This window comes from Bittarella sp. HCP28S3_D9 (genome assembly GCF_052065655.1).
In the GTDB taxonomy this organism is placed as follows: domain Bacteria; phylum Bacillota; class Clostridia; order Oscillospirales; family Ruminococcaceae; genus Bittarella; species Bittarella massiliensis.
This window is the reverse complement of sequence record NZ_JBQHTP010000002.1, coordinates 193469-206088: the sequence shown is the minus strand read 5'-3', so window position 1 is coordinate 206088 and position 12620 is coordinate 193469. Positions and strand designations below refer to the sequence as shown.

Here is a 12620-nt window from a genome sequence, read left to right as displayed (position 1 = left end):
CACTGCCGAAGCAGTATATAAAAACGTTTTTACATCTGGGGCAAAAAACTCCCCTTTTACGGGGCCAATTCCATTGTAGACCGGCAGGCGGTTCGGTGCAACTGGCAAATTGCTGATTCTATCGCCATTCTCTTGTGAAAGACGACGGGGAAAATTGGGTTGCCGGGCGGGTGGGGGGATGGTAGACTGTACAAAAAGGGAGGAGGCGCTGCGGTGTTTGCCATTGCCGAGTTGAGCGAGGAGCGGGCCAGGGAGGTCTGCGGTTGGGTCTACCCGCCGCCCTGGCAGATGTACAACCTGCCGGACTGGGAGGAGATTTGCGCCAGTGGCTGGAGCTTGGCGGACCCCCAGCGCCGGCGGGAGAACTGGCGGGCCCTGCTGACAGAAGAGGGGGAGTTGGCGGGCTTTTTCCGGCTGAAGGGGCGCCCGGAGGGTGTCTACATCGGCCTGGGGCTGGCGCCGCAATTTTGCGGCCGCGGCCTGGGGCAGGAGGTGGTGCGCCTGGTCTGCAGCCGGGCGGCGGCCCGCTTCCCCCGGCGGCCGGTGCTGCTGGAGGTGCGCGCCGACAACGCCCGGGCCATCCGCTGTTATGAGCGCGCGGGCTTTGAAGGGGTGGAGGTCTACCGCCAGAACACCCCCACCGGCCCGGCGGACTTCTGGCGGATGGAGCTGCGCGAGCCCCCACCCCAGCCGCTGCGGAGGGGGGAGCGCGCCATGGACCAGCGGGCACAGCAGGAGGAGCTGCTGCGCCTTTGCAAGGTCTGCCGGCTGGCCCTCTGCGACGGCGACCGCCCCTACCTGGTGCCCCTGAATTACGGCTACAGCTGGGATGGGAGCGGGCTGCGGCTCTACTTCCACTCGGCGAGAGAGGGGCGCAAGCTGGACCTGCTGCGCCGCTCCCCCCGCGCCTGTTTTGAAGTGGACGACGGGGGCGAGCTGACGGCAGGGGAGACCGCCTGCCAGCACGGTTGGGCCTACCGGAGCTTGATCGGCGAGGGGGCAGTCCGCTTTTTGCACGGGGAGGAAAAGCGCCAGGGGCTGGAAATCTTGATGGCCCACCAGACCGGACGCAGGGACTGGGCCTTTGAGGAAAAGGCCTGTCAGGCGGTGGCGGTTTTCTGCCTGGAGGTGAGCCACCTGTCCGGCAAGTGCCGTCGGGCTGTACCGGCGCAGCCCGATGTCTGAAAGGCGCCTGTAAAAGGGGAATTTTGCTGCCCGTTTTTCAGGTTTCCCGTTGGCAGCGGGGAAGTTGACGCCGATGGCGTGCGGCCTTTGCAGGGAGAAAAGCAAAAAACAGGGGGCGAAGCACTGCGCTTCGCCCCCTGTTTTTTGATGTAGGCGGATGGTTTACAGCAAGCCGGCCTTTTTGGCCTCGTCAAAGACCCAGTCGGGGACCGGGGGCTCGACCTCGGCGGGGATGGGGCAGACGTACTGTCCGCCGGTCTCCTCTTTGAGCTCGGCTTTGGCCTTTTCCAGCACCGAGGGGTCATCCAGCACCCGCGCGGCGGCCAGTGCCAGCGCCTCACTGGCCTTGAGCAGGGCCTTTTTGCCGATGGAGGAGCAGGTCTGCCCGGTGATCTGCCAGGTGTGGCCGGGGGTGCCGATGGCCATTCCGGCGGTGCCCATCTGGGCGGTGGGGACCACATAGCTCACGTCGCCCACGTCGGTGGAGCCGGGCATGGCGACCTTGGAGAGGACCAGGGGGGCGATGTCGGTATCCAGTCCCTGGGCCAGCAGTTTCTTGCCGTGCTCCTCCCCGCGGGATTTGAGGATGGCCGCATCGCTGGCCTGGCGCAGGTCCTCGCCCAGGGAGTCGCGGAACTGGCGGGCCAGGGCGAAGTCGGCCTCGTCAAAGTCGGGGGCGCCCACGTCCACCAGGGCGTCGTAGAGGATGCCGGTGAGGGTGGGGTTGGGGATGTAGTCGCTGACGCCGGTGCGGATGTACCAGTCCATGGTGGTGCCGCAGATGAGGGCGGCGCCCTTGGCGATGTCCTTCACCCGCTCCAAAATCTCGTGTACCTGAGAGATTTTGGGGGCGCGGATAAAGTAGCTGAGGGTGGCGTGGTCCTGCACCACGTTGGGGGAGGTGCCGCCCACGTCCAGATAGGCGTAGTGCATCCGCGCCTCGGGGATGACGTGCTCGCGCAGGTAGTTGACCCCCACGTTCATGATCTCGCAGCTGTCCAGAGCGCTTCTCCCCGCGTGGGGGGCAGCGGCGGCATGGGCGGTGCGGCCGTGGAAGTTGAAGACGATGTTGATGTTGGCCAGGCAGCTGACCCCCCAGGCGGCGTTGTTGTCAAAGGGGTGCCAGGTGAGGACCGCGTCGACCCCCTCAAAGCAGCCGGCGCGGGTCATGAAGGTCTTGCCGTAGCCAGTCTCCTCGGCCGGGCAGCCGTAGAGTTTGACGGTGCCGCTCTTCCCGGTCTTCTCCAGGTAGTCTTTGACGGCCAGAACGGCGCCAAAGGCGCCGGCGCCCAGGGCGCTGTGGCCGCAGCCGTGACCGTTTTCATTCTCGGGCACCGGGGTCTTGACGGGGTTGGCGGCGGCCTGCCCCAGCTGGGAGAGGGCGTCGAACTCGGCCAGAATGCCGATGACAGGCTTCCCGCTGCCGTAGGTGCCGATGAAGGCGGTGGGGATGCCGGCGACCCCGGACTCCACCTCAAAGCCCTGCTCCCGCAGCGCTTGGCAGAAGCTGGCGGCGGACTTGACCTCTTCGTATCCCAGTTCGGCGGCCGACCAGACGGCCTTCTGCAGTTCCCAGATGGCGGCCTCCTTCTCGCGGACGGCGGCCTGCACTTGCTGTTTTGCATCCATGGGTTCATTGCCTCCTTTTTTAAAAAAGCGCGCACCCGGCGGGTGTGCCCGGCAGTTTCGGGGGAAGGGGGCGAGCCTCCTTTCCGCTCTACTGTCAGTGTAGCACAGGGGCGGACACTTTTGAAGCGAAGGAGGGGAGGGACGGCAAAAATCGGCGTGTTCCATAAAAAAGAGAGGCCCTTTTGCACCGCTTTCACCACCGGGAGGTGGCAGCTTCGCCGCGCTTTCACCTCCACCCGCGCCCTTCGCGGGGAGAGGGCTGGTCCCCTGCAAAGGCATTGTCAGGCGGCCCTTTTTAATTGGCGCTTCCCGCAGGGGGAAGGTGTCGAGGGGAAGGGTGCGGGTGGACAGCTGTGCGCCGTTGGTTCGCCGCAAAGGGCGCGGCGGGAGGTGACTTGGGCGAATGGCTGCCCACGCACTCGCACGGGGTGCGGGCGAGTGAAAACCGTTTGCCGCGTTCCCTCTGGCAATTTTTATTCCGCACGCCCGCGCAGGGAGCCGGGGTTGGCCGAGAATGACTCGAAGAAGATATTCTTTCAATCTGCGCCCCCACGCAGGGGGCGACGTTTCATGACAGGTCGCGCCATTCTCTGCGGCGATATTTCGATCTGCGCACCCGCGCGGGGTGCGACCCGCGTCAGGGGTGAAGGCCTTGGTCGCCGGGTCATTTCAATCCACGCACCATGTGGGGGGGGATAGATCCAGCGGCTTGACATCTTGACGACGTACCCATTTCGCTCCCTACATCTGTATGGGGACGGTGTGCTTGGGGCTGCCCGTCCCCAAAAGAGTGTTGTTGCGCTCCACACCCGCGTGGGGTGCCACTCGGAAGAAGGTGTTTGCCAATTCTGGAGAGGGCATTTCAATCCGCGCATCTGCATGGGATGCGGCCAGATGGCGGCCGTTTTGGGAGGCGAAGAAAGCATTTCAATCGATGTATCCGCGCGGGTTGAAATGGGGTGTGGCGGGGTTGATCGGCGGCGACCGCGGTCCCTTTTTGTTTCCCCCGGGCTTCGCCTGCACCGATGCCCTTCCCCGAGCCCGCCATCGCCTGCGGGAAGGACGACGAGTCGGCCGCCGACATCGGGTCGATTGCGGATGCCCCGCTTGTGTGCGGGGGACGGTGCGGATGGGGAGGCGACAATTTTACCGGTCCTCCTTTTCACCCGTGCGCCCGCCGGGGATGCGGCGACCGTGGCAGTGGCGCTGCAGGCAAAGTACGGCTCACGTCCCCGCAGGCGGCAAAAAATGGACGGGGCGATTTTTCGCCCCGCCCGTCTGTGCGGTTACTGTTTTTTGCCGCCCAGCAGCAGCCGGGTGACGTTGAGGACCGAGAGGACGGTGACCCCCACGTCGGCAAAGACCGCCATCCAGATGGTGGAGAGGCCGAAGAGGGAGAGGCCGATGACCAGGAACTTGACGATGAGGGCAAAGGCGATGTTGAACTTGATGAGGTTCATCACCCGGCGGCTGAGTTTGACCGCGCCGGGGAGGGAGCTGGGCTTGCCCGAGACCAGCACCACGTCGGCGGCCTCGATGGCCGCGTCGGTGCCAAAGCCCATGGCGACCCCCACGTCGGAGGCGGCCAGGACCGGGGCGTCGTTGATGCCGTCGCCCACAAAGGCCACCGTCTTTCCCTCCCCCTTGAGGGAGAGGAGGCCGTCCACCTTGTCCTGGGGCAGCAGGTCGGCCCGGTAGTCGTCCAGCCCCAGCTGGCCGGCCACCTTGGCGGCCGCCTTGGCGCTGTCGCCGGTGAGCATGGCGGTGCGCACCCCGAGGGTCTTCAGCTGGGACATGGTCTCCCGGCTGTCGGGGCGGACCTGGTCGCCCACGGCCACATAGCCCTTGCATTGCCCGCCGATGGCCAGCAGGACATTGGCCTCGATCCCCTCGGGGACGACCACCCCGGCATCCCGCAGCAGCCGGGCCGAGCCGCAGAGCAGCTCTCTGCCCTCCAGCTGGGCGCGCACCCCTTTGCCGGCGATCTCCTCCACCGAGAGGAGTTTTTCGTCGGGGAGCTGGGGGCACTGGGTGACGATGGAGCGGGAGATGGGGTGGTTGGAGTACTGTTCGGCCAGGGCGCTGTAGGCCAGCACCTCCCCCTCACCCAAATCGGTCAGGGCCTTCACCTCGGTCACCTGCAGCTTGCCGTCGGTGAGGGTGCCGGTCTTGTCAAAGACAGCGTCGGTGAGTTTGGCCAGGTTCTCAATGTGTTTGCCCCCCTTGATGAGCACCCCCCGCTTGGAGGCGGCGCCGATGCCCGCGTAGAAGCCCAGGGGGATGGAGATGACCAGGGCGCAGGGGCAGGCGGAGACGACGAACACCAGGGCGGTGTAGATCCAGTGGTTCCAGCTGCCCAGCCCAGTCAGGGGGGGCAGGATCGCCACCAGCAGGGCGCACAGGAGGATGACCGGGGTGTAGATGGCGGCAAAGCGGGTGATGAACTTCTGGGATTTCGATTTCTGGGCGGCCGACTCCTCCACCAGCTTGATGATGCGGGCGGCGGTGGACTCCTCCAGCGGGGAGGTGACCTTGGCCCGCACCAGGCCGGAGAGGTTGATGGCCCCGGAGGGGAGAGCGTCTCCCTCGGCGGCGTTGACGGGCAGGCTTTCGCCGGTGATGGCCGATTTGTCCACCGCGGTGCTGCCCGAGAGGATGACGCAGTCCAGCGGCACCCGGTCGGAGGGGCGGATGACGATCTCGTCGCCCACCTGCACCTGCTCGGCCGGGGTCTCGGTGACCTGGCCGTCCGGCCCGGCCACGGCGGCGGTTTCGGGCTGGATATTGGTGATGGCGTTCAGGCTCTTGCGGGTGGCGCCCACGGCTCGGTCTTCTAAGTAGAGGCTGATTTTAAAGAGGAGGGCCACCATGGCGGCCTCGCCGAACTCGCCCAGGAAGAAGGAGGCGATGACTGCCACCGTCACCAGCAGGTTTTCGTCGACCCTCTTTTTAAAGATGCCGGTGACGCCCTTGTACCAGACGTCGTAACAGGCCAGGGCACAGGCCGCCACCAGCAGGCCGTCGGCGATCCAGAGGGCGGCGGTGGCCGTCGCCAGGTGTTCGCCCACCATCCCGGCCACCGCCAGCACCACCGCCAGCAGCAGGGGCCAGAGGGGGCGTTTCTCCTCCCCCTCCTCACTGGGGGCAGCCTTTTTGGAGGGGCCTGTCTCGGCCAGGGAGACCTGGACGCCGGGCTCGATGTCGTCGCACACCTGCTGGACGAAGGTGAGGTCCTCGAAATCGAGGGCGCGCGGGGAGCGGATGAGGATGGTCCCGGTGGCAAAGCTCACCGACACCGCCTCAAAGCGGCCCGACTTCTCCAGCCGCTCCTCGATCTTCATGGCGCAGTGGGAACAACTAAGGCCGGTGAAGCGGAGGGTCTGGGTGCCGGGGCGGGCGGCCAGTTTGCGGGCGGCCTGCTCGCTGGCCCCGACGGCGGCCTCTTCGCCGTGGCCGTGGTCATGTCCGCAGCCGCAGGCATTGTGTTCCCCGTGGCCGTGGTCGTGCCCGCAGCCGCAGGTGTCGTGTTCCCCGTGGCTGTGGTCGTGCCCGCAGCCGCAAGCGTCGTGTTCCCCGTGGCCATGGTCGTGCCCGCAGTCGCAGGCGTCGTGCTCCCCGTGGCCGGGCTCGTGCCCGCAGCCGCAGGCGTCGTGTTCCCCATGGCGGTGGTTGTGCCCGCAAGCGCAGGTGTCGTGTTCCCCATGGCTGAGCTTGTGCCCGCTGTCGGGAACCGCGCCTGAGGTCGGGGCAGTCCCCGGCTTTTGCAGGGAGAGGGTGACCCCCGGCTCGATGTCGTCGCAGATTTTTTGCATGGCGGCCAGCTCCCCTTCGCTGACCGGGTGATCGCTCTCCACCAGGATGACGCCGGTGGCAAAACTCACTGCCACCTCGGGAAAGAGTTTCCTCTTTTCCAGCTTCTCCTCAATTTTCATGGCGCAGTGGGAGCAGCTGAGATGTTCAAAGTAGACCCGCTGTTTCATAAAAAGTTTCCCTCCTCCATCGCGTATTCGATTTACCCCATGTGGGAGATGTGGTTGACCGCCTGGACGATGATGGTCTTGACGTGGTCGTCGTCCAGGGAGTAGTAGACCGACTTGCCGTCCTTGCGGAACTTGACAATGCCGCTCTGGCGCATCAGCCGCAGCTGGTGGGAGACGTTTGACTGGCTGCACTCCACCGCGCCGGCGATGTCGCAGACGCACATCTCGCTGTCCACCAGGGTGAGGATGATCCGCATCCGGGTGGGGTCGGAGAGGACCTTGAAGATGTCGCAGAGCGGGTCGAGCTTGTCGTCGTCCAGGATGTGCGCCCGGGCGCTCTGGATGAGACAGGTGTGCTTGTGCTGCTCCTGGCAGCGCTCGTCAGGTTTCATGGGGGCCTCCTCTATCGCCAAAGTGGGTGAATGGGTGAAACAAGTGAACATATGAATAACTGTTCATCTGTTCATAGGATATGCCCTTCCCTTTCATTTGTCAAGGGGGAGGAGGGGTGTTTTTTGCATTTTTTTGACGGACGCTTCGGCTCCCCCCATGGGCGGAGAGAGGAGAAGGGCGGCAAAACAGCCCGCCTCCCCCGGTCGGGGGAGAGGCGGGCTGTCAGGAGATAAAGACAGTTTAGGAGAGGAAGTTTGCCAGGGGTTCCAGTGCGGTGCCGGGGTAGTAGTGGGCCAGGATGTCCTGGGCGGAGGAGCCCTGCCGGGCCATGTAGTCGGCGCCATACTGGCTCATCCCCACCCCGTGGCCGTAGCCCTTGACGTCAAAGGTGAAGGTGCCGTCTTTATAGGAGACGGAGAAGGCCGCGCACCGCAGGTTGAGGGCGGAGCGGATGTCCCCGCCGCTGAGCGCCTTGCCGCCGACTGTGAGGGTTTTGACGGTGCCCGAGGGGGTGGTGGCCAGGTCGGCAAACCAGGTGGCGGGGTCGTCGCCCAGGGCGATGTCCGACCACTTCTGCGAGAGGTTTTCCTTGACCACGTCCTTGGTGAAGGTCTCCTTGGTCTCGTAGTCGGGGGCCAACAGGTCGCCGGGGCTGTCGACGCTCACCAGGTAGGGGACGGCCTGGCCCCAGATGTCCTCGGCCGCCTCGGTCTTGCCGGGGGAGATGGAGTGGTAGGCCGAGATGATGGGGGCCCCTTCATAGGTGAGGATCTGATTGCCCGACTGGTCCACCGCCTCCTGGATGAGGGAGCGGTAGTAGTCGTAATTCTGGCCCCAGCGGGCCTGCAGGTCGGCGTCGCTGATATACCCCTGGTGGAGGCGGGAGTCCACCGAGATGTCGGCCCCCTTGAGGGACTCGTTGGGGCTTTCGGCCGCCTGCTGTTTGAGCCGCAGGGCGTAGGTGGCGCAGGCAGTGGCCTGGGCCTTCAGCGCCTCCGGGGCGAAGGTGGGGGGCATTTCGGCGGCCAGAGCGCCCCGCAGATAGTCGGAAAAGGCCAGCTCCATCACCTTGTCCTGGGCGCTGTCGTAGACCTTGATGGTGGCCTGGCCGCCATCCGGGGCGGGGGAGCTGCTCTCCGCCCCGCCGGGCTGCGGACCGGCCGAGGAGCTGCCGCCGCCCCCCTCCGGCGTGCCGGCCAGAAAGACCGCCAGGGGGGAGGCAAAGGTCACCGCGGCAAAGACCGCCGCCACCGACACTTTCAAACGCATGTGAACACATCCTTCTCCGCTGTGCCGTTTCCCCTGCATCAGACGGGGATCGACATTTTTTATTTTGCAGGATTTTAAAAATGATATTTCAATTTTTTTAAAAATAGGCCAAAAGAGTTCTACTGAACTGAAGAAAATGAAATACAAAAGAGAGAAAAGTGCAAAACGGTGTTGACAAGCCCTAGACAGAACAGTACAATAAGAACAATTCGCAAAACCGGCCATGCTGGTTTTAGCCAGATGAAGGGGTGGTACCTGTGGGATACAACGTGTCCGGTTCCAAGCAAAAGGCCATTAACATCCTATGTGATGAGTTTCGGAAATATAACTTCATCGACCCGGAGGACTGCGAGAAGCTGGGGGTCAAGCGGGGGCTGCGCAACGCCGACAACACCGGCGTCCTGGCGGGGCTGACCCTGATTTGCGACGTGGTGGGCTACGAGATGGTCGACGGGGTCAAGACCGCCACCCCGGGCAAGCTGCTCTACCGGGGCATCGACCTGGACGAATTCGTGGCCGGGGTCATCGAGTCGGGCCGCTACGGGTTTGAGGAGTTGAGCTGGCTGCTGCTCTTCGGCAAACTGCCCACCCAGCAGCAGCTGGACTTCTTCAACGACGTGCTGGCGGACTTTCGCGCCCTGCCCCCCGGCTTTGCTGAGGACATGATCATGAAGGCCCCCTCCCCCGACGTGATGAACAAGTTGGCCCGCTCGATCCTGGCCATGTACAGCTATGACGACGAGGCGGAGGACCTCTCCATCGGCAACGTGATGCGCCAGTGCATCGAGATCATCGCCGGCACCCCCACCATCATCACCAACGCCTACCAGGTCAAGCGGCGCAACTACGACCACAAGAGCATGTACTTCCACCTGCCCAAGCGGGAGCACTCCACCGCCCAGACCATTCTGCGCACCGTCCGCCCCGACAAGCGCTTCACCGAGGAGGAGGCCCACCTGCTGGACCTCTGCCTCATCCTCCACGCCGAGCACGGCGGCGGCAACAACTCGGCCTTTGCCTGCCGGGTGCTCTCCTCCTCCCTCACCGACACCTATTCGGCCCTGGCCAGCGCCGTGGGCTCCCTCAAGGGCCCCCGCCACGGCGGCGCCAATCTCAAGGTGACCCAGATGCTGGAGGGGATGAAGGAGGCCATCCCCCACCCCGCCAGCGAGCAGGACGTCGAGGACTACCTGCGCCGCCTGCTGCGGCGGGAGGCGGGGGACCGCTCGGGGCTGATCTACGGCATCGGCCACGCGGTCTACACCGTCAGCGACCCCCGCGCCCAGATCCTCAAGCGCTACGCCGAGCACCTGGCGGTGGAAAAGGGTTTTGGCGAGGACCTGCACCTGCTGCAGATGGTGGAGAAGCTGGCCCCCCAGGTGTTTGCCGAGGAAAAAGGTGTTGACAAGAATTTGTGCGCCAATGTAGACTTGTATTCGGGACTGGTGTACCGCACCCTCGGCATCCCCGAGGAGCTGTTCACCCCGCTGTTTGCCGTTGCCCGGATGCCCGGTTGGTGCGCCCACCGCATGGAAGAGCTGATGTTTGGCGGCCGGATCATCCGCCCGGCCTACAAGAACCTGACGGCAAAACAGTCGTACGTCCCCATTAACCAACGTTAGGTGGGGTTTTTATGAAGATCGCTTTTCTGGCCGCCTGGGCCGTCTTTACGGCTGCCTCGGCGGCCTTGCGCGTTTTCCAGCTGGACCGGTATGTGGCGGGGGGGCTCTTTACCAGCCAGTCCCCGCTCCAGTACGGGGCCATTGCCGGGGCGCTGCTGCTCTGCATCCTGCTGGCCCTCTTTTGCGCCAGGGGGGAGCCGCGGGGCCGCCGGGACGGCTCCGCCCGGCCCGGCTGGGGCGGAGCGCTCTGCGCCCTGGGCATCCTGGTCGCCGGGGTGGGGGCCGCCCAACTGGTCTCTCTCTTTTTAGGGGGGCGGGTCCCTCTGGCCCGGCTGGGCCTCTACGCCTTTGCCGTCCTCTTTGGGGTGGGGCTCTTCGGCTGCGGCCGCTACCTCGCCGGGGCGGCCAGCCGGCTGCCGGTGCTCTGCGCCCTCTACCCCGGCTACACCCTGGTGCTGCTGATTGCGGGGCGGGCGGTCTCGGCCCTGGTCTCCCAGGGGGTTTTGGAGCTGCTCTCCTGCTGCACCGCCTGCTTCTTCTTTGTCCACGCCGCCGGGGCCATGGGCGCCCAGTGGGGCGGCGACCGGGTGCGCAAGGGGACCTTTTGGGGGCTTTTGCACCTGTTCTGCTTCGCCCTCGCCACCTTCCCACCGGCGGTCCTCTCGCTGGGGGGCGGGGCCGCCTTCGCCCTGGGCGACCTGCTGGGCCTTGTCTTTGACCTACTCTACTTCGCGGCCGGGCTGGTGCTCTGTCTCTACCTGGCGGGAGAGCTGGACCCTGCCCGCCGGGCGGGGGAGCACCTGGCCCCCGCTCCCGGCATCCCCCTGGCGGACCGGGCGCAGCTCTTCTACACCGCCGACAGGGAAGAGGGGCCGCAAGACCCCCCCGCGGCGGGGAAGAGGGCTGCACCCCCCTCTGGGGAGGGGAGGGGGAAGGCTGTCCCCGCCGCAGACGGGGAGCGGCCGGAGGGGCCCTCTGCCAGGGCCACCCCTCCCGCCCCGCGGCCGGCAGAGCGGTCCGCGCCCAGTGCCCCCCGGCGCTCGTCCGGCCCCCGCAGGGCGGCGGGCAGGGGGGACGGCGCCTATGTGTACCGGCCACGCAGCAAGAGAGAGGGCGGCCCCCGCCGGGGGCGGTAGCGCCCAAATCGAGGAAAAAAGGCCGTCGCCCGGCTCAAAGCGGGCGGCGGCCTTTTCGTGTGCCGATGAAAAGAGGAAAGCGGCCCTGCGCGATCCGACGCGCAAGGCCGCTTTCCTTGGCTTGAAAAAACTACGCGTAAGGCAGCTGACAGACATCAGCCAACTCCACGTAAAGGGCCGAATACCGGTTTTGGAGCAGCTCAAAGGGGCTTTCGCTCCGAAGGACCGGGTCCTCGGCGCTCTCCCGCACGGGGAGGATGCACTTGACAGTGGTCCCCTCGCCAGGGGTGCTCTGCAAGAGGACCCGCCCGCCGTGGAGGGCGACTGCATACCTGCAGAGGGTCAGCCCCAGCCCGGTGGAGGGGAAGCCCCCATCCGGCCCGTGGGAGAAGTAGGGTTCAAACACCTTGGCCTGCAGGGCCGATTCGATGCCCCGCCCCCGGTCCCGCACGGTGATCACCACTTCGCCGCCAATCAGGCGCGCGTCCAGGTGGACGGCGTTTTGGTCCCGGGTGTAGAGGAAGGCGTTGGAGAGGAGGTTGGTCAGGGCCTGCTCCAATTTGCCCTGGTCGGCCTGCATCTGCACCCCATCCAGCTGGATTTGGCTGGTGAAGGGGATGCCGCTGCGCCCCATCACCAGCCGCACCCCCTCGCAGAGGTTTTCCAAAAACCGGCCCATGTCGAGGGGCTGGGGCAAAAAGGGGTTGTTGCCCGACTGGTATTTGGCGATCTCCTCCACATTGCGGCTGATGCGCAGCAGGCGGTAGGCGCTCTGGTTGACCCGCTCCACCAGCTGCTGGCCGGCGTAGTCGCCGCTCTCCTCCAGCCGGCGGGCCAGGGGGGGCAGGGCGGAGAAGATGGCGGTCAGCTTGGTGCGGTAGGACTGGGAGAAGGCGGCCGCCACCCGCTGCGCCCCCTCCAGTTCCAGGGGGGAGGCGGCGGTTGCCGGCGCGGGGAAGAGGGCGAAGACCGCCTCTAGGGCGCCGTCGTCCAGACAGGGCAGCAACCGCACCGAGGCGGTCCCCTCCCCGGAAAAGAGGGAGGGCAGCTGCAGCAGTACCTCCTGCCCCCGGCGCAGCTGCGCCTCGACCTGCGGCCAGTCGCACTCCTGCGAGAGCTCCCGCAGGCTGCGCGGGAAAAACTGGGGGCACTGTCGCTCTAAATATGGGTTTTGCCAAAGGGTGTCAAGCGCGGGGTCGCAGAGGGATACCGGCGCCTGCATATCTCGAAAACACCGCTTGACCATCTCCACAATGGGAGGGTGAGGGATCGGGTCCAAACCATTCATCGACAATTTTCTCCATAATTCGACAAAATAGGATAGTGTCAGTATACTATCACTGAAATCGGTTTGTAAAGACATTTCGCCAAATATTGGGGTTTTAGCTGGGCGGAGGGCCCCCTTT

General features: G+C 65.4%; 8 protein-coding genes. 3 read left to right on the top strand and 5 right to left on the bottom strand.

What is annotated here, in order from left to right; all coding sequences use genetic code 11:
• Window positions 1-213 precede the first annotated feature (213 nt).
• A complete protein-coding gene (locus ACTNAU_RS02375) occupies window positions 214-1185 on the top strand; it encodes a GNAT family N-acetyltransferase (protein ID WP_256135173.1) in 972 nt (323 codons plus the stop codon).
• Window positions 1186-1347: 162 nt separating this feature from the next.
• Here the strand turns inward: ACTNAU_RS02375 and ACTNAU_RS02370 are convergent, their stop codons facing one another.
• The 4 genes from ACTNAU_RS02370 to spoIID form a co-directional block, all read right to left on the bottom strand.
• Window positions 1348-2814, bottom strand: coding sequence for an amidohydrolase (locus ACTNAU_RS02370; protein WP_216400884.1), 1467 nt, complete (start codon window positions 2812-2814; stop codon window positions 1348-1350).
• 1286 nt (window positions 2815-4100) lie between these two features.
• A complete protein-coding gene (locus ACTNAU_RS02365; protein WP_441097432.1) occupies window positions 4101-6794 on the bottom strand; it encodes a heavy metal translocating P-type ATPase in 2694 nt (897 codons plus the stop codon).
• Window positions 6795-6826: 32 nt separating this feature from the next.
• Window positions 6827-7186, bottom strand: coding sequence for an ArsR/SmtB family transcription factor (locus tag ACTNAU_RS02360; protein WP_216400886.1), 360 nt, complete (start codon window positions 7184-7186; stop codon window positions 6827-6829).
• A 241-nt stretch (window positions 7187-7427) separates the two neighbouring features.
• Window positions 7428-8456 (bottom strand): stage II sporulation protein D, encoded by a 1029-nt coding sequence (gene spoIID / locus ACTNAU_RS02355; RefSeq protein WP_185915666.1) that lies wholly within the window; start codon window positions 8454-8456, stop codon window positions 7428-7430.
• Window positions 8457-8713: 257 nt separating this feature from the next.
• Here spoIID and ACTNAU_RS02350 point away from each other — a divergent pair, with 257 nt between their 5' ends.
• Window positions 8714-10078 (top strand): citrate synthase, encoded by a 1365-nt coding sequence (locus ACTNAU_RS02350; protein ID WP_185915667.1) that lies wholly within the window; start codon window positions 8714-8716, stop codon window positions 10076-10078.
• A gap of 11 nt (window positions 10079-10089) precedes the next feature.
• Entirely contained in the window at window positions 10090-11214 is a 1125-nt protein-coding gene (locus ACTNAU_RS02345) for a hypothetical protein (protein WP_441097431.1), read from the top strand.
• A 130-nt stretch (window positions 11215-11344) separates the two neighbouring features.
• Here the strand turns inward: ACTNAU_RS02345 and ACTNAU_RS02340 are convergent, their stop codons facing one another.
• Window positions 11345-12502 carry a sensor histidine kinase gene (locus tag ACTNAU_RS02340; RefSeq protein WP_441097430.1) on the bottom strand — a complete coding sequence of 386 codons (1158 nt, stop codon included), beginning with the start codon at window positions 12500-12502 and terminating at the stop codon, window positions 11345-11347.
• Window positions 12503-12620: the final 118 nt, after the last annotated feature.

Bases quoted from the DNA above. Each gene is read 5' to 3' on its own strand.
- spoIID (WP_185915666.1), bottom strand. From the start codon at position 8,456: ATGCGTTTGAAAGTGTCGGTGGCGGCGGTCTTTGCCGCGGTGACCTTT.
- ACTNAU_RS02360 (WP_216400886.1), bottom strand. From the start codon at position 7,186: ATGAAACCTGACGAGCGCTGCCAGGAGCAGCACAAGCACACCTGTCTC.
- ACTNAU_RS02345 (WP_441097431.1), top strand. From the start codon at position 10,090: ATGAAGATCGCTTTTCTGGCCGCCTGGGCCGTCTTTACGGCTGCCTCG.
- ACTNAU_RS02370 (WP_216400884.1), bottom strand. From the start codon at position 2,814: ATGGATGCAAAACAGCAAGTGCAGGCCGCCGTCCGCGAGAAGGAGGCC.
- ACTNAU_RS02365 (WP_441097432.1), bottom strand. From the start codon at position 6,794: ATGAAACAGCGGGTCTACTTTGAACATCTCAGCTGCTCCCACTGCGCC.
- ACTNAU_RS02340 (WP_441097430.1), bottom strand. From the start codon at position 12,502: ATGAATGGTTTGGACCCGATCCCTCACCCTCCCATTGTGGAGATGGTC.